Origin of the sequence: Halobacillus salinarum, from assembly GCF_022919095.1 — a bacterium.
GTDB lineage: Bacteria > Bacillota > Bacilli > Bacillales > Halobacillaceae > Halobacillus_B > Halobacillus_B salinarum.
In genome coordinates, this window is sequence record NZ_CP095073.1 from 2,935,569 (window position 1) to 2,960,349 (window position 24,781).

Consider the following 24,781-nt stretch of genomic DNA (forward strand, 5'->3'; position numbering starts at 1 on the left):
ATCTCACCTCCTTTAATTAAACCCTTTAAAATTTGCTGCCTGTTGAATTGTGGTCCTCATCTAGATAACGAATGAGGCAGCGGGTTTGATGGAGGTTTTTTATTTTAAAAGGTAAAATTTACCTTTTTTAAGCAAAATAAAAAACCACAGGCTCCCTGTGGCTGTAAATAGTTAAAAAAAGACGGTCAAACCAGCCTTTCTCTAAAAAAGCCACAGGAATACAATATGCGTCACCTGCGGCTGATATGATTAAATTATTAAAAATTAGTGAATTTGCTCAGCGCAGGTCGTTTGAAATTGGTTGTATTGTTTATCAAGATTCATTAATTTGTTTAACATATTATCCGACCTCGCTTTCTGGAAATTTATTCTTACAAACAGATTATATCGGACGTGAGCTGACAAGTAAAGAACTTTTTGAAAATTTGTCACAAAATCATCTTGACATTTCTTCTCCATCACTTTGAAGAAAATGGTCGATCTTCAGATCGAGTTGGTACAGACTTTTAACCGCGTCTCCTTTATCCATTTCTTTATAATGGTGCAAACCGTTCGGTTGTTCGTCAATTCGGTCCGCCTCAGCGACCACCTGCTGAAGTTTCGTTCTCTTGTTATGCAAGTCAAAAGGCAGGTAGCTGTCTGTGTGAAGCAGGACGGCCAATGAAACTTCTTTGGCAACTAAGCGGTCCTCCCCTAATCGAATCAATAGTTTATGGGCTCTCTCTGCTCCTTTGATGGCATGGATATCATGTTTCCGGTATTCTTCATAATCCCATTTTCCATCCCTGTACCATTCATAATGCCCCATATCGTGTAAAAGGGCTGATTTAGTAGCCAGGTTAGGATCTACACCATTTTTCAAAGCCAAATCAAAGGCATAGCCGGCCACTGTTACTGCGTGGTTAATTCCCGATCTTTGCAAATATTTTTGAGTGATTCTATGTTTAAATACTTCAACTAAGGTGACTCTCGTCATTTGCCAGCCTCCTATAGATTTTTTGAAAGTTAATATATCATGCTTCTTGTATTCCTACAAGTATAGATGACACGAAGTGGTTTATTCCATTTTGAAAAGAGGAAAAAGCCAGCAAGGAGGCTGGATATGAAATTCAAAGATGAAATTGTACTTATAACCGGGGCAAGTAACGGAATTGGAAGAAAATTAGCTTTATCGTACGCTTCTGAAGGAGCTGCTGTGATCACATGTGACATAGATGAAGAGCACGGCAGGCAGCTTGTAGGAGAAATACGCGACCAAGGAGGAAGTGGATACTTCTATCGCTGCGACGTAAGTCAACCGGAGCAAATCAAACAGCTGATGACTACGATCACTCATGAAATCGGCGTCATCTCTATTCTAATTAATAACGCCGGAATCAGCCGATTCAAATCTATGTTTGATCAATCAGACACAGAATGGGACGAAATATTAAATACGAATTTGCGGAGCGTTTACCTATTTTCTAAACATGCCGCAGCGCGTTGGAAAGAAAAGCAACTCCATGGAAGAATTGTTAATATGGCTTCAACCCGGGCATTTATGTCAGAGCCGGATTCAGAAGGCTATGCCGCTTCTAAAGGAGGTATTATCGCTTTAACTCATGCCTTGGCAGCCAGCTTAGCTCAATATAAAATTCGCGTTAATTCAATTAGTCCCGGCTGGATTCAAACCAATCATTATGATGAGTTAAGAGCCAAGGATCATCACCAGCACTTGAGTAAACGAGTGGGGTCGCCGCAGGATATCACTAAAGCCTGCTTTTATTTAACAGATGAGGAAAATGACTTTGTGACTGCTGAGAATTTAGTGATTGATGGGGGGATGACTCGAAAAATGGTATACGAGCATTAGGCCCTGTCTAAAGGATGTTTAAGCTTAAGAAACCAGGGGTAACGTTAAGCAAGCAACTAACTTCCAGGAGGTGATCAGAATGGAAGAGCTGTCATCTTATCACGTAACCTTTCATCAGCCCTTGACTACCCAGCAGATTATCAGTCTTTATAAGCTTTCTTCTAAGAACAACTTCAATATTTATCTTCATCAAGATCACTTAATTGCCGACGCTGGACATTTGACTAAACTGCTATCTTTCTTTTTATTTGTAAAGATTGATCAACCTGTATTATTAATCATAGATGGAGAAGACATTGAGTCAGCTTACAAACAGCTTCAGAGTCAGTGTGGTGATTGTATTGATCATATCACCCGTAGAACGAAGTACACAGGTCAAATTATGAACACCCAGACTTCTATTACCGTGTGATGGATTATTGACCTCCATCGTTAAATACCGTAGGGAGATCCTCAGTGTCTATGCTTCACTAGAGGAGTTTAACATAAAGCACCTATTCCTTTGAGGACCCACTTCTAGAATGAGGTGGGTTCTTTCGCCTATCGTATTCTGAATGATGTCAGATTTTGATGGGAATCTAAAAATGCGAAATACTAGATGTTAAAAAGATAAGGAGTGGCTAAAATGTATGACGTAGCAATCATTGGAGCAGGTCCTGCTGGAGGAAGCGCAGGGGTATTCACAGCTAAAGCTGGTAAAAAAACTGTGTTATTTGACAGTGGCAAGAGCATTACAGCCAAAGCCTGGGTTGAAAATCATTATGGAGTAAGTGAGATTGAGGGACCAAACCTTCTTGAGAACGGGCAGCAGCAAGCAAAGAAATTCGGCGCAGAAATTGTTACTGAAGAGGTGGAAGAAATAGAAGCGGACGGAGAACTCTATACTATAAAAACGAGTAGTCAATCGTATCATGTCGACCATATCATTTTTGCAACAGGAATGTCTACAAAGCTTGCTGAACAATTCGGGCTTGAAATTACTGAAGGATCAGAACCGCGTGTAGCAAAAGTTATTGAGACAGATAAGCATGGGCATACGAAAAAAGCTAAGGTTTGGGCCGCTGGTACTGTTGCAGGGGTGAGTGTCCACACGATAATAACTGCCGGAGATGGAGCAAAAGTGGCTGTAAATGTAATCAGTGAATTAAACGGAGAACGATATGTCGATCATGACATTTTGAAATCAAATAAATAAAGAGAGCTGGTAGAGAGCCGTCAGGCTGATCTACCAGCTTTTTATTTTTAATAAAAAAGAAAGCCGAGCCCCGTATGAGGTAGAATCGAGCCCCCGATAAAATAGAAGCGGTCTAAAAAATAAAAATAGTCTCTTTAAGGAGTTTTTTTTGGACGACGGGACTCGATATCAATCAAAATTTCAAATTCGTTTAACATCCGGCATTCCTCCCTTATTCATCGTAATTTCAGTATAGACAGAACCCTTTTTATGTATAACCATCCCCGGATGGAACTCTTCTCCTTCTAAAGACTGAAATTAGCTGCACTTCGTAAAAAAGCCCTTCAGGTTTCTCTTTCGGTAACCTGGCGGTAGGAAATGGTAAACCAAACTCGTTTACCCGTTTTTTCCAAACAAAAAAGGCTGTCGGGGGATCCCAACAGCCAAATAGCCTTACTAATACTAGTGACATTGATTAATCAAACCAACCCTTGTTCCTGAACCATAAAAACATCGCAAACGCAATGGCAATCATTACTATCCAGACGATAAAATATCCATACTTAGCGTCCAGTTCAGGCATGTAAGAAAAATTCATCCCATATATTCCAACGATAAATGTAAGCGGCATAAATATGACGGAGATAACAGTAAGAATCTGCATCGTCCGGTTAGTTTGATGGGAGTTTAGTGATAAATAACTATCCCGGATATCCTGAGTCATCTCCCGGTTTGATGCGATCATCTCTGCAACTTTAATTAAGTGGTCATGAATATCGGCAAAATATTCCCTTCTCTCTCTAACTCCTTCTAAATGATGCGTGTTTAACACCCGGTACAAAAGATCCCGCATTGGATGTACCGTCTGCCTCAAGGTAAGAAGCTCCCCCTGCGGTCAAACAATTCCTCCAGAAGATCTTCCATAGATAAGTTTCTTGTATTATCCTCTATTTCATTAATATGATCTTCAATTTGATACACAATCGGGAAATAGTTATCTACCACTTTGTCTAACAGCTGATACAGCACAAAGTATTCATCAAGCGTCTCTGGTTTCGTACTTCTTTTCAACAGACTCCTTGCTGTCTGAAGAGCAGGAGATTCTTTTCGGTGAAATGTAACGACTGAACACTCACCTAAAAATACGTCTATTTCCTGTTTTTCTAATGCGTTTGGATCAACAGAATGGATGACAAAAAACGTATGGTCATCATAGTAGTCCAGCTTAGGACGCTGCAGTTCCTGAAGACAGTCTTCTATGGCAAGAGGGTGAAAATGAAAATATGTATCGAGAAGTTTCACTTCTTCCTCAGTCGGATTATTAAAATCCACCCAATACCAATCTGTGTCCATTTTCTTCAATTCATCTAAATTTAGTCCTTCTTTCAGTCCATCCTGCCTTGAATAAGCTGTAATTTCTATCATAGGATCATCCTTTAATCTTCTGCGATTGTACTTTAGTCTATACCTCAATTCTTACTTTTAAAAACCTAATTTCTACTCATTCCACTATGATATGATACGATAAGATAGAGTCCAGTAAAAGGAGAATGGCTATGAACAAAGCCTTGAAACGAGTGACACTTAATGGCAATCGAGTGATTCTTCGGAGTCTAAGAGAAGAAGATATGCCTATTCTATGGAAGTTAATCTATGGGGAACAAGAGCCTGCCTGGAAAAATTGGGATGCTCCTTACTATCCTCTAGAGCCCCACACTTTAGAGAGCTATCGAAGCCATGAAAACGCTCGAATGGAACGATTGAAAGATGACGAGCCTGACTCAAGGCTGCTCATTGAAGTTTATGGTGAAATTATTGGAACAGTCACTTACTATTGGGAGCATAAACCTTCCTTGTGGCTCGAAGTCGGAATTGGTATTTATCAGTCTGAATATTGGAGTAAAGGCTATGGCACAGAGGCCTTAAAATTGTGGATCGATTTTTTATTTGATACTCTCCCTGTCGCACGAGTAGGGCTTACCACATGGTCAAAAAATGACAGAATGATGCAGGTTGGAAGGAAGCTTGGAATGAAACTTGAGGGCCGCATGCGCAAATGCCGCTTCTTTGAAGGAGAATTTTATGACTCGATCAGGATGGGGATTCTCCGCGAGGAATGGCGCGACTATAAAAAACTCTATATTCAGTGATGAAAAGTGGATTTTTATCTGCAACTGAAACTAATAGAGTGACACTTAGAAACGCCACTATCAATCAAGATCATAGTTGAGGAACAATAAGAGCAGACAAAGCAGGTAGCTACTGAAGAACTGCTGACTTTTTGAGTTATGGATAAAAAAGAGTGATTTTCTATGAAATCAAAGAAAATCACTCTTTTTAGATTAACCTCTTTAGAAAGAACTTTTTCAGCGGCTAACAAAGCCGGCTGCTTTTTTATGAAATATTGGTGTGGAATTAAGCAAAGTGTTTGTTTAAAGGAGGCACAATTTGTTTCTTTCTTGATACGACTCCTTGAAGAACTGCCTGATTGCCATCAAGTTCCACATTGAACGCCTGCCCGGCAGCATCCGCTTCCTCACCTACAGCTACCACAGTAGAGTCATTTGAAAGAATGTCAGTCACAACAAGCAGGAACAAATCTAAGTTTTTCTGGGAAACCGTCTGCTCCATTGCTGCTTCTAATTCACTCTTTCGTTCAAGTACTTCCTCTGTGTCTACGGTATTCACTTGAGCAATCTCCACTTTTTTATCACCCATTTGGAATTCTTTTGCATCCAGGGAGATCAACTGCTCAGCTGTTTTGTCACTAATATCAGCGCCAGCCTTCAAAAGCTTTAACCCATAATCCTCAGCATTTACTCCAGCAATCTCCGACAATTCTTCAGCAGCCTGCTTATCTTCTTCTGTACACGTTGGAGATTTGAACAATAAGGAGTCAGAGATTATAGCAGAAAGCATCAATCCTGCCATTGATTTTGAAACTTCTTTGCCATTTTCCTTATACATTTTGTTAAGAATCGTAGCTGTACAGCCTACAGGTTCTGCACGATAGTAAAGAGGATCCTTTGTTTCAAAATTGGCAATCCTGTGGTGGTCAATTACTTCGAGTACTTGAAGCTGATCAATATCTTCGACACTTTGCTGCCTCTCATTATGATCTACAAGAATAACCTGCTCGACTTCTCCGCCGGCTTTTTCAATCATTCTTGGAGCTTCAACATTAAAATGCTCTAAAGCAAACTGCGTTTCGCCATTTACTTCTCCAAGGCGTACAGGCTCTGTGTCATATCCTAAAGCATTCTTTAGTTCTGAATAAACGATCGCAGAACAGATCGTATCAGTATCAGGGTTTTTATGACCAAAAATTAAAGTTTTACTCATCGTCATCCTTCCTTTCCATGCGCTATGTATAGTCTAGAACAGCCTTTATTATAAAATAAAACATCCTGGAAGTCGAACGGTACTGTAGATTCACTTCTTCCCAGACATCTTAGCATACTTAACCATTCTCTTAAATGAGCGAGGAGAGGTTATAGGTAGAACTTTTTCTCAACAGAAGTTCTTTTATAAAAATCGATCCTCTTTTCCAGAGTACCCGTGTGCAGTTCCAGAAGATGATTATCAGGGTCTCTAAAATAAATAGAATGCCCTTCTCCGTCTGGCTCTCTCTTCCTTCCTTCTTCAATTGCCACTCCTTCTCTTTCCAGGTGAAGCTGCCAGGATGAAAAGTCCTTTTCAGACACGTAAAAAGCAAGATGGGTATAAGTCAGCGGAGCTTTTGTTTCTTCTGAAATCGTTTCTTGATTTAAAGCCAGCCACTGTCCCGCCACTTCAAAATACGCGCTTGTTTTCCCTTTCATTAATCGTTTTGCCTTTAATGCTCTTTCGTAAAATCTAACAGAATCATCTAGATCTCGAACAGCATAAGTGATGTGGCTGATTCCTAAAAGGTGCAAATAATCAAATCCTTTCTTTCAGGCTCTCGAAAAAGTCACTTCTTGTATTATTGAAGGGAAGGGGGCGGGAAAGAAATTGATCTCCCTTCGGGGCAAAACATGTTTATAAAAAACCACGGGGTTACTCTCAAACTGGAAGAAAACCAAAGCCGGAGAAACCTCCGGCTTTAATTTTCTCTAGCTATGAGATAATAAACGGCTTGGTTTAAGCGGCCGGTCTCGACAGTAAATCCCTGACCTTCCACTGCTTGCTTCATTTCTTCTGAGGAAATACGGTGATCCAATGGCGGTCCTTCTTCAGATTCAACTTTTTCCCAGTCTAAGATTAAAAGAAGGCCATTTTCATTTAATACTCGTCTAATTTCCCTTAGCGTTTCTTGTAAATCAGTGACTTCATGCAGCACAAATGCAGCAACCGCCCGTTCAAAAGAACCATCAGGAAGATTTAATCGTTCGACTCTGCTTTCAAGCCGTTCAATATTTTGCAACCCTTCCCCTTCTGCGCGGGAAGCAAGCATGTCAAGCATTTCCATCTGTACATCTACAGCCGTTACCCTTTCTTTTGTACTATTGGCAATAGGTAAAGTTAAATAGCCGTTTCCAGCACCCAAATCGATAACTTTTTCGTTTCCATTCAACTCAAGTAAGGAAACCACTTTGTCTACCGGAACGGTTTTCCGGCGTTCTTCACGAAGAAGTTTTTCTGCTTTTTTCGGAGAGAATAATCGATCAGACATAGTAACGATCCTTTCTTTATCAAAACTTTGTCTTCCCTGTTGGTATTTCCCTCTCATTTATAAAGTTATTCCTTCTTTATTAAATTTTTAACTTCTGAATGAAAAAGCACTGGAATATTCCAGTGCTTGGTACCTACTTATTTTTCTTCGGGGAGTGAAGGATTCTATTTGTACGGTGTGTTCCATACTTCTCCTTTAAATCCAACCGCTTGAGCTCCCGTTTTAATTTGAAATAGCTTTTTAAACGATCTGCCTCAAGTTCCCCATTCTGAATTGCCGCTTGAATAGCACATCCTGGTTCTTGATCGTGGCTGCAGTCCCTGAACTTACATTGCAAGCTTAATGACTCGATATCTTCGAAAGCCTTATCCACCCCTACTTCCTGACCCCAAAGTTGAAGTTCACGCATTCCAGGAGTATCTATGATGAATGCTCCGTTATCTAGCGCAAATAATTCCCTGTGAGTAGTCGTATGCCTTCCCCGGTCATCTTCTTGTCTAACAGGGCCGGTCTCCATTTCTTCTTTCCCTATTAAACGGTTAATTAAGGTGGATTTCCCTACCCCGGAAGAACCGATCATGGCCACTGTCTCTCCACACTTCAGTTCCAGTGTAAGTTCATCGATTCCGTCACCAGTAAGACTGTTTACAGAATAGACCGGAACACCGGGAGCTACTCCTTCAACAAGCGCTGTTTTTTCTTTAGTATCCGTACATAGATCACGTTTCGTACAAACAATGACTGGTTTCGCTCCGCTTTCATAAACTTGCAAAACATATCGCTCGATTCTGCGAAGGTTAAATTCCATCGTTAAAGCAGTCACAATAAACACTGTATTCACGTTCGCAGCTATCAATTGTTCATCATTACTCTCTCCAGCTTTATTTCTAGACAGCACCGTTTCCCTTTCCAGAACTTTACTGATACGTGCTTTCTCGTCTTGGTCATACAGGTCAACGACTACCCAGTCACCAATCGCCGGGTATGCGCTTCTTTCAAGGTTATTGTGGCGGAAACGGCCGGTAATTGTCGCTTGATAGAGTTTTTCACTAATTCTTACCCCATATTGTTCTCTTGAAGACCAGTAGATTCTCCCTACTACTTCTTCATGGTTTGTCTGCTTTTGAAAATAAGGGCGGAAATCCTTCATTTCTTTCCCGTTGTTCATTCAATTCCTCCTGATTTGGGAGGACATTTATCAGTTGATGTGTCCTCCAAGTATATTTGATTGAGTCGGGTAATAAAAATATTGTTTAGTTGCCATAACACATCAACTCCTTTTTAATAGTGACACTATTATATCATGAAAAGCCTTTCATTACTCTAAGAGTTCTCCAGCCCGAGCAGGGTCTTTCTCCGAATGAAAAGCCATTGAAATTAAATCATTACCGATTTGGGCTTTCAGCTCTTTTGGAGTCCCTGATGCCACAATTTCACCACGATTAATGATACTTATTTGGTTAGCCAATGTATCTGCTTCCTCTAAGTATTGAGTCGTAAGAAAAATGGTCGTCCCCTTTTCCTTGTTTAAACGGCGGAGTTCTTGCCAAATCGCCATACGATTAGAATGATCCAAACCAGTAGTAGGTTCATCAAGAAACAAAATATTTGGTTCATTTACTAAAGTTAAGGCTAAGTCCAGTCTCCTGCGCATGCCCCCGGAATAATTACCGATTCTTCTAGCTGCTGATTCAGTTAATTGGACGATTTCCAATCATTCATTTGCTCTCTCTTTCGCACCTTGTTTTGAAAAACCAAAGATACTTGCTTGAAGCTCGATCATTTCTCTCCCTGTTAAATCAGGATCTACACCCGTTTCTTGAAGAGCAACTCCAATATGCTTCCTGACTTTTTCTGGTTCTTTAATCACATCATGTCCTGCTACTACAGCACTTCCACCGGTTGCATTAATGAGAGTTGTAAGTATTTGCACAGTCGTTGACTTCCCGGCCCCATTAGGGCCTAAAAAGGCAAAAAATTCTCCTTCATCCACTTCAAAGGAGACGTCTTTGACAGCTTGTACATTCCCTTTTTTATATGTTTTGGATAACTGCTTCACTACAATTCTGCCATCCATATGGGTACACCTCTTTTAATATGATCTAGTGTGACCTTTTTTCCATACTATTCCCCATTCTATGGCTATTTCACTTTGTCAAACACATCCAGGTTATTGCAAATAGATTTACCATGACTATTAGATCAAGAAAACCTTAACAATTGGTGTCAAAAAAAGACGTTGTTCGCTATTGAGCGGAATACGCCTTGGGTGGTAGTATTTAGAAACTAATAAAAGAATAGAAAAATCAGAAAGGAGACAGCTGTATGTTTTTTTTCATTATTCTTTTGATCATTATTTTCCTAAACTCCCTTTGGGCATTGTGGAGTCTTAGAACACACCATTATTCATTCACTTTTATTTCAGGTTTATTCCACATCTTATTCAGCCTGTCGTTTCCCTTCACGATTGGACCGTTATTATTGGGAGCAGGCATCGTACTCTTGTATGTAAGTCTGCTTCATTTAAAAAGGGTGAAACCTATGAGACTAGAATAGTAGTCTTATAGTAGATTCACCCTTTCTTCTATATAGCTGCATAAATCTCCAATTGTCTTAAACTTTACAAACTCCTTCCCATAAGGAATATCATGATTAGGCATAGGCTCGATTCCCCAGTATTGAATCAGATCCGCAAATGTCTGCAGGAATAGATCCCGGTCTCCTTGAAAAATCTCTTCTAGTTCGACATCAGTTGTTAAATTCTCTTTTGGATTTTCATAGGTTATATCAATATATTTGTGTATATATTTTACAGTACTTAAATAAACCTCATAAACCAATCCTTTATTTTGAGTGAGGCTCTTTACATCTTTTCTTATTTTATAGCTCTCGAAATCATATAGTTTCCCCATAGAGCTCACCTTACCTTAACTAAGTTTAGTAATTACATTCGCTATTGTTTTACAAAATCCTTTATAGTAATTAAACATTCTAAATTTTTAGTCTTTTGATGGTGTAAATTGGTAATTAGCAGCTGGATTATTTCTTGATCATAAAACTACAATACGTTTTAATACATATTTCAATAGGATTTTGTTAACTTTAGTTATAGATTATTTCAATTAGGAGGACAATCCAATGCAATCTACCCTGGAGACGATACTAAATCACCGCTCCATTAGAAAATTCAAAAATACACCTTTAACTTCTGAACAAATTGATACGATTATTGATGCTGCACAGCACGCTTCCACTTCCAGCTATATGATGGCCTATACCATTATCGGCATTACAGATCCAGCTAAAAAAGAAGAACTCTCCAGGATATCTACTCAACCTTATGTTAAACAAAACGGCCATCTCCTCGTCTTTTGTGCTGATCTTTATAAACCTATTAGTAAAGCAAGTGAGGAGGAGTACGTAAAAATGCTCCCGAATTTAGAGAACAGCGAGCATTTTCTAGTTTCTTCTATAGATGCTGCATTGGCCGCTCAAAACGCTGCATTGGCTGCTGAATCGTTAGGACTCGGCATCTGCTTTCTTGGAAGCCTGAGAAACAATATGGGTAGAGTCGATGAACTACTCCACCTACCAAAACACGTCATTCCTCTATTTGGAATGGCGATTGGCGTCCCTGACCACCAGCCTGAAATAAAACCCAGACTGCCGAAAGAAGCCGTTTATTTTGAAAATGAATACCGTCACCCCCAAAATGAGATTGATGCTTTTGATGAAAAAATTTCAGCCTATTATCAATCCCGTTCGTCAAATCAAAGAAAAGACACGTGGAGTGATCAAATGCGCAGAAGGTTCCTGAAGCCTATTAGAATGGACGTTACGGATACCGTCCAGCAAAAAGGATTTAATAAGCGGTAAACTACGTATAACATGATTCAGAAAAGGTTATCCTTTTGGCAGGTACATTGGAGTGTGATGAATTTGTTAGAAACGATCGCATTGAATTTGAGAAGTGCATCATCCATTGCCGTTCTAACCGGTGCAGGAGTATCGACTGCCAGCGGAATTCCGGATTTTAGATCGAGTGAAGGTCTTTGGAGTGAGGACCAGACAAGAGAATATTATATGTCCTCCCATTATTTTTCCTATAACCCCGAAGATTTCTGGAAAAAATACAAAGCCATATTTAGAATCAAGCTATTAAAAAACTATCATCCCAACAAAGTGCACCATTTCTTACAAGAGCTTGAATCAGATGAACGGGACGTGTCAATCATCACTCAAAATGTGGATGGTCTGCATGAAAAAGCTGGAAGCTCGCAGATAGTGGAATATCACGGAACTCTCAACCATGCAAGTTGTCCTAAATGCGGGAAAAAATTCTCTTTAGATTATGTTATGAATCAACCAGTCCCCTCCTGCAGCCATTGCCATTGCGTGTTAAAACCAGATGTCGTCCTTTTCGGAGATCTTATTACCGCTCATGAAGAAGCAGAAAAGATGATCACTCAGGCAGACTTTCTATTAGTACTAGGAACTTCTTTGTTGGTTACCCCCTTTAGTTTACTGGCTGAGCAGGCATGTAGACATCCAGCTCTTTCTACAGCAATCATAAATAATGAACCCACTGGGAAAGACCATTTATTTGATTATGTCGTCCACCAGGACCTTTCTGCAGCCGTTGACACATTAAGAGAACTAGTATCATAAAAAAAAGCTGTCCAAAAGTCTCAGCGAGAGACTTTCCAGGACAGCTTTTTTCTATGAATTTCCACTCAGCCCGAGTTTTCTAATCAACGGTTTAATGGACAAGCCTTGAACAAGTAGTGAAAACAGGACTACTGAAAAGGTGAAGAGAAGCACTTCATCCCTTCCACCGAAGTCTTCAGGCAGACTTAATGCCAAGGCTACGGATAGACTTCCACGCAAGCCGCCCCAATTTAAGAGAATACGCTCTTTTCTCGTTATCCCATTGATTCTGCTCGTGCTAATATAAAGAGCAATCGTACGTCCAGCTAACACAATGAGAATCGCCAGTGGAATGAACATCCAGTTTGCGCTAAAGTCGACATTGCGTATTTCAAGTCCGATCATTAAAAAAATTAAAGAGTTAGCGAGCAAAGTAATGACGTCCCAGAACGTATTAATATTGGTCCTCGTCTGTTTAGACATTCCTATCCTCGCTCCATATTCTCCAAATATCAAACCGGCTACAACGACAGCAATGACACCGGACGTGTGAAAATGCTCTGCGATAAAATAACTACCAAAGAACAATAAAGCACTAAAAGCAATCTCCAAAGGGTAATCGTCGTAAAGTCTGATGATTTGCGAGAATATGTAACCCAAAACACTGCCAATGAGAGCACCTCCGACAGCAAACTGCAAAAACAATAGAATACCGCTGCCTAGTCCAGACCATCCCATCTCAATATAGGTAAGCAAATAAATACTCGAGATCTTAAAGAGAACGACGGCAATTCCGTCATTAAATAACGACTCTCCCTCCATCACTGTAGAAAGCTTCTGAGAGACGCCGAGAGTTTTGAAAATCGATAATACACTAATTGGATCCGTAGCACTCATAAGAGCTGCAAAGGTAAAAGAAACCGCTAACGGAAGATCAAGTAGAAAATAAGCGCCTCCGCCTATACATATAAAAGAGAGAAAAGTTCCTAAAAAGGCCAGGCTGATCACTGGTTTTTTTTGATTATATAAGTGGTGAAACGGCAGCTTCAATGTAGCGTCTCCTAGTAATATAGGAAGAAACAGGGAAATAATCGTTGCCTCAAAGACCTCGGATTGGGTAATATAAAACTCCGCTTCTTCCAGATAAGGGATTTGGGTGAGCCCAAGCAGAAGTCCTACGACTACAAGCGCAATCGAGTAAGGCTCTTTTAATAATTTCGCTATAGCGATCACACTGACAGAGATCGCAAGTAAAATGAGTATTTGAATGAAAGCTTCGTGAAATCCATGCATGCTTACTCTTACCTCCATTGGCATAATATACCTCTTATTGTGTCATAATTTACAAGCAAATTCTATCTGCTTCCTACAATTTTCCCCTTGAATCGAAAAGGTTAATGAATGTTATTAACGGGTACACAATTACGGAAGTTTGTTAAGGAGGTGCACGGAATGCAAAAAATAACGATTCCAAACACAGAGATGAATGCTTCCCGTATTGGTCTAGGCACTTGGGCAATCGGGGGATGGATGTGGGGTGGTACGGACGAGCAACAATCCATTAAAACCATCCACTCTGCTTTAGATAAAGGAATAAACTTAATTGATACAGCTCCTGTCTACGGATTCGGAGAGTCGGAACAAATCATTGGAAAAGCGATTGCGCAGACCGGAAACCGGGAAGATCTGCTTTTGGCTACGAAAGTAGGCATGGACTGGAAAGGAGAAAAAGTCTTCCGCAATGCGAGTAAAGAAAGGATTCACCAAGAAGTAGAGGATTCCTTAAAAAGGCTCGGCACCGATTATATAGATATTTACCAAGTGCATTGGCCGGATCCATTAACTCCTCTCCATGAAACTGCAGAAGCGCTTCACTATTTGCATAAACAGGGCAAAATCAGGGCGATAGGAGTAAGTAATTTCTCAAGGGAGCAAATGGATGTCTTCCGTGAGGCAGCTCCTATTCATACGCTTCAGCCCCCTTACAATTTGTTTGAACGGGAAATTGAAGATGATATTCTCCCTTACGTAAAGGACCATCAAATGACTTCACTTACTTACGGTTCCCTGTGCCGAGGTTTATTATCAGGAAAAATGTCTCAAGACCGTGAGTTTAAAGGGGATGATTTACGTAACAATGATCCTAAATTTCAGCAGCCGCGATTTAATCAATACTTGAACGCTGTTCAGGAATTAGATGAACTTGCTCAAGAAAGGTTTAATAAAAATGTGCTACATCTTGCTTTGAGATGGGTTCTTGAACAGCCCGCCTCCGGAATTGCATTAATGGGAGGACGACGTCCTGATCAGCTTCAACCAGTTACTGAAATTGACGACTTCCAAATCGATGAAAAAACCATGCACGATATTGACGAAATTCTTCGTAAACATATTGATGACCCCGTGGGACCGGAATTTATGGCTCCCCCGGACCGCCAGCACTTGGAACTGTAAATCAACAATTTAATAATCGTAATTTGTTAATGAAAAAGCCTGAAGAACAAGTCTTCAGGCTTTTTACAATGCCTTTCATCTGCAGCGTCTTCTTTCACAGCCGAAAATTCAGAAAAAATAAAAAAATCCGTGACAAATAAACTGCTTATGTTATACTACCCATTAACGGAATGTTTAAGGAATATTTCCTTAATTAAAGAAAGGAGGAAATATATGAAAGAGCAGCTTACAAAAATCATTCAAGAAATAGAACCAGAAATGATTTCAATTCGCAGACAGCTTCATCAGTATCCGGAGCTTAGCGGCGAAGAAGTTCACACTTCTAAGTTAATTCAAGACAAACTTAAAAATTATGACATCCCGTTTCAAACCGGATTTGCCGGTACTGGGGTTTTAGGAATTATTAAAGGAAACCATTCCGGAAAAACTGTGGCTTTAAGAGCTGACATGGATGCTCTGCCAATTACAGAAATGAATCAACATTCGTATTGCTCAACAAAATCCGGCAAAATGCATGCTTGTGGGCATGATGCGCATACAGCCATGCTATTGGCAGCCGGCTATACGTTAAACAAGCTTAAAGAAGACATTCAAGGCACTGTTTTGCTCGTATTCCAGCCCTCTGAGGAGAACGCTCCTGTTGGAGGTGCAAAACAAATGCTTGAAGATGGGCTTTTTGCCGAATACACTCCAGATGTAATCTATGGGCAGCATGTGTGGCCAAGCCTCCCTTCAGGACAAGTTGGGGTTCGTGATTATGAAATGATGGGAGCGTCAGACCGCTTCCGAGTCGTAGTAAAAGGCAAAGGTGGTCATGCGAGCATGCCTCAAGACACAACCGATGCCATTATTATTTCCAACCAAATGATCGCAAGCCTGCAGACCATTGTCAGTCGGAACATCAATCCACTTGAAGCCGCCGTCCTGACCATCGGAAAAATTGAAGGCGGCTATCGTTATAATGTGATCGCCGATCAAGTTACATTTGAAGGCACTGTCCGTACTTATTCAAGTCAAGTGAAAGAACGTGTAAAAGAACGTCTGTACCAAATTATTAACCAAACAGCGGCTGCGTATGATGGTGAAACTGAAATTGAATATTTAGATGGCTATCCGGCAACAATCAATACCCCGAAGTGGGCAGGACAAGTTCGTCTTACTGCTTCAGAGTTGTTTGGAGAGGAAGCTGTCCCTGAAGTACAACCAGTATTAGCGGGAGAAGATTTCTCCAGATTCCTGGAAAAATACCCTGGTGCATTTATTTGGCTGGGGACGCAAATCCAAAATGCAGATGAGCAAAAACCGCTCCATGATCCCCAATTTAAGTTAGATGAAAAGGCATTGCCTAAAGGTGCAGCACTTTTAACAAAAACTGCTTTGGATACATTAGTTCAACTGGCGGAGGAGGAATAGCATGGAAGATTTTGCCCAATCCTTCGCAAAAAACCTGATTAATTGGAGACGCCGATTCCATGAGTGGCCGGAGCTTGGCTTTTTAGAATACTATACTACTTATCAAATTGCTACAGAGCTAAGCAGACTGGGATTTACTATTTACCTCGGAAAAGATGTACTGAAAAGCAGCTCGAGGCTTGGTCTTCCTTCTAAACAGATAATCCAGGAAAACGAACAACGAGCATTACAATGGGGTGTCTCTGAAAATTACCTTAAAAAAATGCAGGGTGGACACACTGGGCTGATTGCTGTTTGGGACACTAAAAAAAGCGGCAAACACTTAGGTTTTCGTTTTGATATCGATGCGCTTCCCATTCTTGAAACGACTGACGATGCCCATCTCCCTAAAGTAGAAGGCTTCCGTTCGAGAAGCGATGGGGTGATGCACGCTTGCGGACATGACGGCCACGCAGCGATTGGTATGGGAGTGGCTCATTTCATTGCCGCTGACCATGAACATCTCAATGGAAAATTCACTCTCTTTTTTCAGCCAGCCGAAGAAGGCGGCCGAGGAGCTAAACCTATGATAGATCAAGGGTGGTTGGCAACTGTTGATGAATGGTATAGCGGGCATCTAGGTATTCAGCCCTTGCAAGCCGGGACAATTGCTGCTTCCACGAGAGGATTTCTAGCCTCTTCAAAAATCAATGCTGCCTTTCGCGGAACTGCTTCTCACGCTGGGATGAAACCCGAAGCCGGAAAAAATGCTCTTTTAGCAGCAGCAACTGCATCCGTCCACCTCTATGCCATTCCTAGAAATAGTTTGGGGCAGACGAGGGTAAATGTAGGCAGGCTGGAGGCAGGAAGCGGCAGAAACATAATAAGTGATCATGGTTATATCGAAGTTGAAACACGTGGAGAAACAAATGAGCTCAATCAATATGTAAAAAAAGAGGCTCTACGTATCATTCAAGCTGCAGCAGCTATGCATAATGTTGAGGAAGTTATTGAATTCGCCGGGGAAACAGAAGAGCTGCACTGCGATAAAGATCTCATTGAGTTTATAGAAACCACGGTCCAGCAAAGCTCTCATGTTAATCATTTTATCCCGAGGCTCAAGTGTCAGGCTCGGAAGATGCAAGTCTGATGACAAATGAGGTTCAAAAAAATGGTGGAAAGGCGACGTACATGCTGTTTGGCTCCTCTCTCCCCTACGGCCATCACCACCCTTCCTTTGATTTTGAGGAAGATGCCTTAGTCACAGCCTTAGATACGTTGATCCAGATTATCAGGAGGAGGTCCAATATGTCATGAACGAAACAACCTCTTGGCTCAGCCAAAAATTAAAGCAATTAAATGTAACAGATACAATGGCTACGAATGAAGGGTTTACAAGACTTAGTTATACAGCTGAAGAAGCAGAAGCACAGCAGGCATTTATCACCATATCCGAAGAGCTGGGATTGGATACTCATCAGGATGAAGCAGGAAATATTTGGGCCATGTGGCAGGCAGGTCCCGAAAACAATCCTGCAGTTGCTACCGGTTCCCATTTAGATACTGTCTTTAAAGGAGGTGGCTATGATGGTACGGCAGGTGTCTTATGCAGTTTAGGCGCCGTTAAGATTTTGAAAGAGAATGGATTCCAGCCAAAAAAAAATATTGCGGTGGTCTGTTTCGCTTCCGAAGAATCCGCACGCTTTGGAGTATCCACGATCGGAAGTAAAGCCGTTAGTGGTTTGCTTGACAAAGACCAATTAGAGCGTATCAAGGATAACGAGGGAACAACTATTCGAAAGGCAGTTGAAAGCTTTGGCCTTGACTGGTCCACCATACAACAGGCTGAAAAACAGCCTGGTGAATTGGAAAGTTTTGTTGAGCTTCACATTGAACAAGGAACTGAAATTGAAGATCATGGAGCCGAAATAGGTATCGTCCGTGGAGTAGCATGTCCCGTCCGACTCAAGGTAACAGTACATGGAATGGCTAATCATACCGGAACTACCCCGATGGATAAAAGAAAGGATGCACTGGTCGCCATTGCTCCGTTCATTACTTTTGTTAATGAAAAAGCAAAGCTGTTCAATGAATCCAGTAACCATAAATTAGTGGCCACTGTAAGTACTATGAATTTACAGCCGAACTATATGAATGTGATCCCGGGAGAAGTTGAAGTCGGGGTGGATATCAGAAGTGTAGACGACGCATTAAAACGTGAACTCGCAAAGGAAATCATTGATTACTGTAAAGAGCTCGAAATTTCCTCTGGTATGGAGATCAAGGTGGAAACTCTCGTCGATAATGCTTCAGTCTTTTTGAATAAAGACGTCAAGAATAAGCTTGAGCACGTAGTCGATAATCTGGGATATCGCTCTATCCCCCTTGATAGCGGCGCCGGACATGACGTTATGAATTTGGCCAAACGATGGCCGTCCGGATTAATTTTCATTCCATGTAAAGAAGGAATTAGTCACCATCCCACAGAATATGCGAGTATAGCTGATTTATACAAAGGCACAAAAATCATTGCAGACTATTTACGCATGGAAACAGGTGATGAAAATGAAAGCAACAATTGGAGTGATCGGACCGGAAGACTCAGTTAAGCGCATTATGTATGTGGCCGAAGAATTTAAGGACATTCAATTTATCCCTTATGTTTATGAGGACTTAGAAGAAATAAGATCCATCCTGCTCGATCACAGAACAGAAGTTGACCAATGGTTTTTTTCTGGAGTGTTGAACTATTCGTTCGCCATAGACAATCAACTCGTAACAAAAGAGGAAGCAAGCTTCCCTCCTTTACACGGCTCAAGCTTCTTTGGAGTACTTTTAGAAGCCCAGCTTGTTTCAGAAAAGGTGTTTACTAAAGTTAGTATTGATACGGTTTCCACAGAAGAGTTTGAAAAAGTACTTTCCTTTAACCGTTTGAATAAGCTTGTCTATTACAATCACCCTTTTGAAGATTTCAGGGATCCAGATAAGCTTGCAGAATCGCACAAACGATTATTCGAACAGGACAAGACTGAAGTCGTCATTACGTCCATTAAGTCTGTCTATTATAATCTTAAAGAATATGGTGTACCTGTCTATCGGGTTACTCCTTCTTATCTATCCATCCGAATGGTAATCCAATATTTGGAAGAGCGTGCCCAATCCAAACGCTACCGCAATTCACAAGTAGCCATAATTGGATGCCGCGTCCAATTCGATTTAGTGAAACTGGACGAACTTTATTATTCGTTTAAGATGAAATACCAGGAGCTTGATTTACGAAGAGCCCTTCTGCAAATCTCTGAAAAATCAAGAGGGTCTCTCATGCAGCTTGGAGATGGACTGTTTTTTATTTTTACTACCCGCGGAGAACTTAGTGAAGAAGCCTACCTCGATTTATTTTCATTAATCGAAGAAGTGAAGCTTCAAGCTAACGTCGATGCCATAATCTCTATTGGTTTCGGTGAAACTGTCTCCCAGGCTGAACAGAATGTTCAATTAGGTTTTCAAAATCGTCCAAATAAGCAGGACACTACAATCATCCAAGTAGATGAAGATCAATCGATTACCTTACATGACGAGAGCAGTCAAATTTCCTATCAGACAGTGGAAACCGGGGATGCTTGGAAAGAAAAAATTAAACATGCGGCGATCAGCCCGGGTGTTGTTTCCAAAATTCTTGCCTACGCGAAGCAATACCACCGTCTCGAATTTACCTCTCAGGATCTCTCCCGCTGGCTTAACAGCACAGAAAGAAATGGAAGAAGGATATTGACAGAAATGGAGAAATCCGGACTCGTTGAACAATGTGGTGAAGCGCAATCCGGCGAAAGAGGCCGTCCTAGAAAAGTGTACACCTTTAAAAAATAAAAAGCATATAGCTCTTAGATTTATAAGAAAATTTTTTCAGGTTAAAATTCTGATATTTCTAAATTATTCCTATTTACGGTATATTAAAGGAAATTTTCCATTAATTATTAGAAAGGAAGATCATGTTGACAACAACCACGAGTAAAAATAAAGGATTGTCGCGTTTCTTAAATGTTGTAGAACGAGCAGGTAATAAACTGCCTGACCCGTTTATGCTGTTTGTTTATCTTGCTTTTTTTGTCATCATTCTCTCCTGGGTGATCTCACTGTTTGACGTCTCTTTTATTAAGCCCGGGGAGAAGAAGAGATCGCCATAAAAAGCCTTGTCTCTTCTGAAGGTTTGAAATTTATTTTAACGTCTATGCTTGAAAATTTCGTTGGATTTAAACCGCTTGGTCTTGTATTAGCCATGATGCTCGGAATTGGTCTTGCAGATAAAGTCGGCTTGTTAGAAACAGCGATTAAAAGCACAATTCTAAAAGCTCCACCTGCTCTTGTCACTTATGCAGTCATCTTTGTAGGTATTTTAGGTAACTTAGCTTCAGATGCAGCATTTGTAATTGTCCCGCCCCTCGCTGCCATGGTCTTTTACACGATTGGCCGTCACCCTCTAGCGGGACTTGCTGCCGGATTTGCCGGAGTAGGAGCCGGATTCACAGCGAACATTATCATAGCTGGTACTGATGCACTTTTGTCTGGAATCTCCACAGAAGTAATGGAAAGCCTTGACTCAAATATCGTTGTAACACCGGTAGATAACTGGTACTTCATGATGGCTTCCGTCGTTGTTCTATCTATTACAGGTGCCCTTGTCACTGAGAAAATCGTAGAACCTCGTCTCGGAAAATATGAAGGGAAAGGCGGAGAGGAAATGGAAGCTTCCACCTCTCTTGAAAAACGGGGACTAAGGAACGCGGCTTTTGCGGGAATTGGATTTATCGTCCTGCTCGCTGCCGTCATCGCCTTCCCTGGTTCTCCACTGCGAAATGATGATGGGGGTATGATCCCTTCCCCGTTTCTTGATGGGATCGTTCCAATCATTTTATTCTTGTTTATCATTCTCGGCCTTTCTTATGGAGTGACGGTTAAAAAGATCAGTTCAACGAAAGATATATCAAAGTACATGGGCGAAGCGATGAAGGATATGTCCGGATTTATTGTACTCATCTTTGCTGCCGCCCAGTTTATTTCATATTTTGACTGGACGAACCTTGGAACATGGATCGCAGTAAGCGGTGCAAATTTCCTTGAGTCCATGGGGCTGACAGGTATAGGCGTTATTCTAGGCTTTGTTCTGCTTACCGCAGTTATGAACCTTCTCATCTTCAGTGGTTCAGCTCAATGGGCATTAGAAGCACCTATCTTCATTAAGATGTTTTACTTTTTAGATTACAACCCTGCTTTTATTCAAGCTGCTTATAGAATTGCAGATTCATCTACAAATATTATTACTCCAATGAACCCTTATATTATCATCGTCCTGGCTTTCATGAAGGAATATGACAAAAAAGCCGGGCTTGGCACCTTAATTGCCCTAATGCTTCCTTACAGTATTTGCTTCCTTAGCGTATGGATTATCCTGCTTCTCACATTTGCTCTGTTGGGTATTCCGTTCGGCCCTGGTGTAGGGATGTATTTGTAATTGTTAAAACTATTCCACCGGAAAACATCCGGTGGTTCTTTTTTTTGAAAAAATGGAGCCGCTTTAATTTTGACACCCTATTAAAAATGGATTACTATTCATTTAAAAGAACTTATCATTTGATAAGATGCATTCACTTAAAGGATCGATGCTATGAAAAAGTTACAAACGAGGCACATAATTATTCGGGTTGCCCGCGATCTATTTATGGAATATGGTTACAGAGCAGTATCAACAAGACAGATTGCTGATACTTGCGGAATTACACAGCCTGCGCTTTACCATCACTTTTCAGGGAAAGAAGAGCTCTATGTGGAAGTGATTCGCAGTGTGGCTAATCGCACAAAAGCGGCTATGCAAAAGATTTTAGACGAAAATCTTGCTATAGATGACTGCCTTTACAAAATTGTGGTTTATATGATTGATAACCATCCCGAAGACCTTACCCAAATGTTTCACGACATTCATCACGAGCTGCCGTCAGAATCTCGCGATCTCATTGAACAATGGTGGCATGAAGCCTACCTCCATCCAATGATTGAAATTTTCACTTCAGGATTTGAGAAAGGTTTTTTACGGGATCCATTACAAAGCGGGTTTTCCCCTGCAGTCAGCGCCAGATTGTTTATGACTCTAATTAATGATTCTCTTTCTACAGAAAAGTACAAAAGCTCACAAGACGACGTCGGAAATGCTGAAAGTACAGCTAAAAAGCTGGTTAGTTTCTTCTTATACGGTTTTGCATCAGAACACATGTAATCGCTTAGAGAGTGTATGGTCTACTAACTGCCTGCCTCTTTTTTTACCTTCTCCTTATCAACTGATAAGTTAAATCATAATCCAGGAGGTCTACATTATGGAAAACAACCGTTTCGAAACATTTTCACAAAGAGTGAGTGGAAAGAAAGGCAAATGGATCACATTGGCCATTTGGATCGTTATTATCGGTTTGCTTAATGGGTTACTGCCTCAGGCGAACTCGCAAGAAGATAACGCAGCTCCTAACTTTGATGAAGAGGTACCTTCTGTGGAAGCCTCAGCATTAGCCAAAGATCAATTTCCTTCGCGTTCTGGAGTTCCTGCGTTAATTACCTGGTACAGAGAAAGCGGATTAACAAACGACGACTTAGCTCACATTCAAGCGATTTCAAAACAAATAACGGAAGAACCGCTGGTTCACCAGGAGGGTACCGTCCCTTTCTTTCAGCTTCCTCCTCAGGCATTAAAACAGCAAGTATCAGAAGACGGGACGACGTTTATTCAGCCGATCTTTTTAGAGGAGAGTGCTGAAACAGAGGCATATAAAGAAGATCTTAAATCATTTAAAACACTGGCTGAAAAAGAGTTTGGCGAGGAGCCTTTCTCAGCTGATCTTTCTTCTGGCCAGCTGATCAGCAGAGTTACAGGTCCCGCTGGAATCTCTATAGATGCGGAAGGATTATTTTCAAACGCTGATATTTCCCTCCTTCTCTCAACGATTGCCCTTGTATTAATTTTTTTACTCGTCATTTACCGTTCCCCTATTTTAGCAGTGATCCCGCTTATTGGAGTAGGATTTGCTTATGGCGCGATCAGTCCAATATTAGGCTGGATGGCTCAAGAAGGCTGGATTACTTTTGATGCTCAAGGGTTATCTATTATGACAGTTCTACTATTTGGGGCTGGAACCGACTACTGTTTATTTCTAATCCAAAGATACCGGAGTTTTCTCAAGGTTGAACAGAGTCGAGTTCAAGCCATGAAGCTTGCCTTCAGTAGTTCCGCAGGAGCGATCGCTATGAGCGGTCTTACAGTGATGATTGCTTTACTTGTGTTGCTGCTTGCTGAATATGGAACGATTCAAAGGTTTGCAATTCCCTTCAGTTTAGCCATCTTTATCATGATGATTGCCAGCCTGACTCTGGTTCCTTCTCTATTGGGAATCTTTGGCCGTGGTTCCTTCTTTCCATTCATACCAAGGACACAGGAAATGGAAGAAAATCGGGCTAAAAAGAAAGGCAAACCAGTGCCCAAGAAAAAGAACAAACCTTCCACATGGGACCGGTTAGGCAGAATGGTCGTGCATAAGAAATGGACACTTGCTATAGTTACCACTCTTATTTTAGGAGCTATGGCTCTATTTGCTGCTCAAGCCAAATATACGTTTGATACTCTTTCCACTTTCCCTGAGGACACACCTTCGAGAGAAGGGTATGCCTTAATAAGAGACCATTTTGACCGAGGCCAGCTTGCACCCCTGCAGATCATTGTCGAAACAGATGGTAAGGATACAAATTTAAAAGATCAACTTGAATCTCTTTCTTATATTGCTAAAGTCGAAGAACCACAAGAAGGAGAAAAAAATAGTAATCTTCTGAATTACAATGCTGAGTTTGCTATTAATCCTTATTCTCGAGAAGCAGTAAATAAAATAAAAGAGTTAAGAAGCATTGCTGAACAATCCCTTTCGAATGCTACTATCGACCAACCTGAAGACAACGTATGGATTGCGGGACAAACGGCTGAGCAATATGACACGCTCCAAATTACGAATCGCGATTCAAAAGTGATTATCCCGGTCATTATAGGGATGATTGCTTTACTGCTTGTCTTATATTTAAGATCCTTGACAGCCATGGTCTATTTAATGGCCACTGTTCTTCTCTCTTATTTCAGTGCACTTGGAATTGGATGGATTATCCTTCATTACGGCTTTGGTGTCGCAGAACTTCAAGGATTTATCCCGCTTTATTCTTTTGTGTTCATCGTAGCTCTGGGAGAAGATTACAATATCTTTATGATCTCAAGCATTTGGAAAAAGAGCCGGGTGATGGGTATATCTAAAGCGATTAGTGAAGGTGTGTCAGAAACTGGTTCTGTTATTACATCGGCAGGTTTAATTTTAGCGGGCACATTTGCTGTATTAATCACGCTCCCCATTCAAGTACTTGTGCAATTCGGAACGGTAACTGCTATCGGTGTGCTGCTTGATACTTTTGTCGTTCGGCCGTTCCTCGTCCCTTCACTGACAGGAATATTAGGGCAACGGGCGTTTTGGCCGGGAAAAATAAATAGCGCTAAGCAGAAAAGCTCCTCTGAACGAGCCTAATCCTCTCATTC

The 24,781-nt window shown here is 41.0% G+C and carries 21 protein-coding genes and 3 pseudogenes; 15 read left to right on the forward strand and 9 right to left on the reverse strand.

Features of this window, described 5'->3' with window-relative positions:
• Window positions 1-436: 436 nt before the first annotated feature.
• Window positions 437-976: an HD domain-containing protein gene (locus MUN89_RS15100; RefSeq protein ID WP_244708609.1), complete on the reverse strand. Its 540-nt coding sequence runs from the start codon at window positions 974-976 to the stop codon at window positions 437-439.
• A 126-nt stretch (window positions 977-1,102) separates the two neighbouring features.
• Here MUN89_RS15100 and MUN89_RS15105 point away from each other — a divergent pair, with 126 nt between their 5' ends.
• The 3 genes from MUN89_RS15105 (at window position 1,103) to MUN89_RS15115 (ending at window position 3,047) form a co-directional block, all read left to right on the forward strand.
• Window positions 1,103-1,852, forward strand: a complete 750-nt coding sequence (locus MUN89_RS15105; RefSeq protein WP_244708610.1) for an SDR family oxidoreductase — start codon at window positions 1,103-1,105, stop codon at window positions 1,850-1,852.
• Window positions 1,853-1,931: 79 nt separating this feature from the next.
• A complete protein-coding gene (locus tag MUN89_RS15110) occupies window positions 1,932-2,264 on the forward strand; it encodes a hypothetical protein (RefSeq protein WP_244708611.1) in 333 nt (110 codons plus the stop codon).
• A gap of 213 nt (window positions 2,265-2,477) precedes the next feature.
• The gene (locus MUN89_RS15115) at window positions 2,478-3,047 is read left to right on the forward strand and encodes an FAD-dependent oxidoreductase (RefSeq protein ID WP_244708612.1); all 570 of its coding nucleotides are present in this window, start codon (window positions 2,478-2,480) and stop codon (window positions 3,045-3,047) included.
• Between the two features lie 454 nt (window positions 3,048-3,501).
• Here the strand turns inward: MUN89_RS15115 and corA are convergent.
• Window positions 3,502-4,451, reverse strand: a pseudogene (corA, locus tag MUN89_RS15120) (magnesium/cobalt transporter CorA).
• A gap of 131 nt (window positions 4,452-4,582) precedes the next feature.
• Here corA and MUN89_RS15125 point away from each other — a divergent pair.
• A complete protein-coding gene (locus MUN89_RS15125) occupies window positions 4,583-5,176 on the forward strand; it encodes a GNAT family N-acetyltransferase (RefSeq protein WP_244708613.1) in 594 nt (197 codons plus the stop codon).
• A gap of 265 nt (window positions 5,177-5,441) precedes the next feature.
• On the opposite strand, the gene MUN89_RS15130 is transcribed toward MUN89_RS15125, so the two are convergent.
• The 6 genes and pseudogenes from MUN89_RS15130 to MUN89_RS15160 all read right to left on the reverse strand — a co-directional run bounded on the left by MUN89_RS15130 (window position 5,442) and on the right by MUN89_RS15160 (window position 10,592).
• Entirely contained in the window at window positions 5,442-6,368 is a 927-nt protein-coding gene (locus MUN89_RS15130) for a manganese-dependent inorganic pyrophosphatase (protein ID WP_244708614.1), read from the reverse strand.
• Between the two features lie 149 nt (window positions 6,369-6,517).
• The gene (locus MUN89_RS15135; protein WP_244708615.1) at window positions 6,518-6,943 is read right to left on the reverse strand and encodes a VOC family protein; all 426 of its coding nucleotides are present in this window, start codon (window positions 6,941-6,943) and stop codon (window positions 6,518-6,520) included.
• Between the two features lie 167 nt (window positions 6,944-7,110).
• Window positions 7,111-7,680, reverse strand: a complete 570-nt coding sequence (locus MUN89_RS15140; RefSeq protein WP_244708616.1) for a class I SAM-dependent methyltransferase — start codon at window positions 7,678-7,680, stop codon at window positions 7,111-7,113.
• A gap of 133 nt (window positions 7,681-7,813) precedes the next feature.
• Window positions 7,814-8,848 (reverse strand): ribosome small subunit-dependent GTPase A, encoded by a 1,035-nt coding sequence (gene rsgA, locus MUN89_RS15145; protein WP_244708617.1) that lies wholly within the window; start codon window positions 8,846-8,848, stop codon window positions 7,814-7,816.
• Window positions 8,849-8,998: 150 nt separating this feature from the next.
• Window positions 8,999-9,757: pseudogene (locus MUN89_RS21835) on the reverse strand (ABC transporter ATP-binding protein).
• Between the two features lie 484 nt (window positions 9,758-10,241).
• Entirely contained in the window at window positions 10,242-10,592 is a 351-nt protein-coding gene (locus tag MUN89_RS15160) for a hypothetical protein (RefSeq protein ID WP_244708618.1), read from the reverse strand.
• A 226-nt stretch (window positions 10,593-10,818) separates the two neighbouring features.
• Here MUN89_RS15160 and nfsA point away from each other — a divergent pair, with 226 nt between their 5' ends.
• Complete coding sequence (gene nfsA, locus MUN89_RS15165) at window positions 10,819-11,556, forward strand: oxygen-insensitive NADPH nitroreductase (protein WP_244708619.1); 738 nt, start codon at window positions 10,819-10,821, stop codon at window positions 11,554-11,556.
• A gap of 57 nt (window positions 11,557-11,613) precedes the next feature.
• Window positions 11,614-12,348, forward strand: coding sequence for an NAD-dependent protein deacylase (locus MUN89_RS15170; protein WP_244708620.1), 735 nt, complete (start codon window positions 11,614-11,616; stop codon window positions 12,346-12,348).
• A gap of 51 nt (window positions 12,349-12,399) precedes the next feature.
• Here the strand turns inward: MUN89_RS15170 and MUN89_RS15175 are convergent, their stop codons facing one another.
• On the reverse strand, window positions 12,400-13,620 hold the full coding sequence (locus MUN89_RS15175; protein WP_244713846.1) for a cation:proton antiporter: 1,221 nt from the start codon (window positions 13,618-13,620) through the stop codon (window positions 12,400-12,402).
• A gap of 159 nt (window positions 13,621-13,779) precedes the next feature.
• Between MUN89_RS15175 and MUN89_RS15180 the strand changes: the two genes are divergently transcribed.
• The 9 genes and pseudogenes from MUN89_RS15180 to MUN89_RS15215 all read left to right on the forward strand — a co-directional run bounded on the left by MUN89_RS15180 (window position 13,780) and on the right by MUN89_RS15215 (window position 24,770).
• Window positions 13,780-14,781 carry an aldo/keto reductase gene (locus tag MUN89_RS15180; RefSeq protein ID WP_244708621.1) on the forward strand — a complete coding sequence of 334 codons (1,002 nt, stop codon included), beginning with the start codon at window positions 13,780-13,782 and terminating at the stop codon, window positions 14,779-14,781.
• A gap of 213 nt (window positions 14,782-14,994) precedes the next feature.
• A complete protein-coding gene (locus MUN89_RS15185) occupies window positions 14,995-16,194 on the forward strand; it encodes a M20 metallopeptidase family protein (protein ID WP_244708622.1) in 1,200 nt (399 codons plus the stop codon).
• A gap of 1 nt (window position 16,195) precedes the next feature.
• Window positions 16,196-17,323, forward strand: a complete 1,128-nt coding sequence (locus MUN89_RS15190; protein WP_318036088.1) for an amidohydrolase — start codon at window positions 16,196-16,198, stop codon at window positions 17,321-17,323.
• On the forward strand, window positions 17,323-17,490 hold the full coding sequence (locus MUN89_RS22005) for a hypothetical protein (protein WP_318036089.1): 168 nt from the start codon (window positions 17,323-17,325) through the stop codon (window positions 17,488-17,490). Before MUN89_RS15190 ends, MUN89_RS22005 begins: the two co-directional genes overlap by 1 nt.
• Window positions 17,487-18,782, forward strand: coding sequence for a M20 family metallo-hydrolase (locus MUN89_RS15195; RefSeq protein ID WP_244708623.1), 1,296 nt, complete (start codon window positions 17,487-17,489; stop codon window positions 18,780-18,782). Before MUN89_RS22005 ends, MUN89_RS15195 begins: the two co-directional genes overlap by 4 nt.
• Window positions 18,739-20,040 (forward strand): hypothetical protein, encoded by a 1,302-nt coding sequence (locus MUN89_RS15200; protein WP_244708624.1) that lies wholly within the window; start codon window positions 18,739-18,741, stop codon window positions 20,038-20,040. Before MUN89_RS15195 ends, MUN89_RS15200 begins: the two co-directional genes overlap by 44 nt.
• Window positions 20,041-20,162: 122 nt before the next feature.
• Window positions 20,163-21,682, forward strand: a pseudogene (locus MUN89_RS15205) (AbgT family transporter).
• Between the two features lie 153 nt (window positions 21,683-21,835).
• Window positions 21,836-22,441: a TetR/AcrR family transcriptional regulator gene (locus MUN89_RS15210; protein ID WP_244708625.1), complete on the forward strand. Its 606-nt coding sequence runs from the start codon at window positions 21,836-21,838 to the stop codon at window positions 22,439-22,441.
• Window positions 22,442-22,538: 97 nt separating this feature from the next.
• Window positions 22,539-24,770, forward strand: coding sequence for an MMPL family transporter (locus tag MUN89_RS15215; protein WP_244708626.1), 2,232 nt, complete (start codon window positions 22,539-22,541; stop codon window positions 24,768-24,770).
• Window positions 24,771-24,781 lie beyond the last annotated feature (11 nt).

Bases quoted from the DNA above. Each gene is read 5' to 3' on its own strand.
- MUN89_RS15105 (WP_244708610.1), top strand. From the start codon at position 1,103: ATGAAATTCAAAGATGAAATTGTACTTATAACCGGGGCAAGTAACGGA.
- MUN89_RS15140 (WP_244708616.1), bottom strand. From the start codon at position 7,680: ATGTCTGATCGATTATTCTCTCCGAAAAAAGCAGAAAAACTTCTTCGT.
- MUN89_RS15190 (WP_318036088.1), top strand. From the start codon at position 16,196: ATGGAAGATTTTGCCCAATCCTTCGCAAAAAACCTGATTAATTGGAGA.
- MUN89_RS15115 (WP_244708612.1), top strand. From the start codon at position 2,478: ATGTATGACGTAGCAATCATTGGAGCAGGTCCTGCTGGAGGAAGCGCA.
- MUN89_RS15125 (WP_244708613.1), top strand. From the start codon at position 4,583: ATGAACAAAGCCTTGAAACGAGTGACACTTAATGGCAATCGAGTGATT.
- MUN89_RS15210 (WP_244708625.1), top strand. From the start codon at position 21,836: ATGAAAAAGTTACAAACGAGGCACATAATTATTCGGGTTGCCCGCGAT.
- MUN89_RS15100 (WP_244708609.1), bottom strand. From the start codon at position 976: ATGACGAGAGTCACCTTAGTTGAAGTATTTAAACATAGAATCACTCAA.
- MUN89_RS15195 (WP_244708623.1), top strand. From the start codon at position 17,487: ATGAACGAAACAACCTCTTGGCTCAGCCAAAAATTAAAGCAATTAAAT.
- MUN89_RS15160 (WP_244708618.1), bottom strand. From the start codon at position 10,592: ATGGGGAAACTATATGATTTCGAGAGCTATAAAATAAGAAAAGATGTA.
- MUN89_RS22005 (WP_318036089.1), top strand. From the start codon at position 17,323: ATGACAAATGAGGTTCAAAAAAATGGTGGAAAGGCGACGTACATGCTG.
- rsgA (WP_244708617.1), bottom strand. From the start codon at position 8,848: ATGAACAACGGGAAAGAAATGAAGGATTTCCGCCCTTATTTTCAAAAG.
- MUN89_RS15215 (WP_244708626.1), top strand. From the start codon at position 22,539: ATGGAAAACAACCGTTTCGAAACATTTTCACAAAGAGTGAGTGGAAAG.
- MUN89_RS15185 (WP_244708622.1), top strand. From the start codon at position 14,995: ATGAAAGAGCAGCTTACAAAAATCATTCAAGAAATAGAACCAGAAATG.
- nfsA (WP_244708619.1), top strand. From the start codon at position 10,819: ATGCAATCTACCCTGGAGACGATACTAAATCACCGCTCCATTAGAAAA.
- MUN89_RS15110 (WP_244708611.1), top strand. From the start codon at position 1,932: ATGGAAGAGCTGTCATCTTATCACGTAACCTTTCATCAGCCCTTGACT.
- MUN89_RS15200 (WP_244708624.1), top strand. From the start codon at position 18,739: ATGAAAGCAACAATTGGAGTGATCGGACCGGAAGACTCAGTTAAGCGC.
- MUN89_RS15175 (WP_244713846.1), bottom strand. From the start codon at position 13,620: ATGCATGGATTTCACGAAGCTTTCATTCAAATACTCATTTTACTTGCG.
- MUN89_RS15170 (WP_244708620.1), top strand. From the start codon at position 11,614: ATGAATTTGTTAGAAACGATCGCATTGAATTTGAGAAGTGCATCATCC.
- MUN89_RS15130 (WP_244708614.1), bottom strand. From the start codon at position 6,368: ATGAGTAAAACTTTAATTTTTGGTCATAAAAACCCTGATACTGATACG.
- MUN89_RS15180 (WP_244708621.1), top strand. From the start codon at position 13,780: ATGCAAAAAATAACGATTCCAAACACAGAGATGAATGCTTCCCGTATT.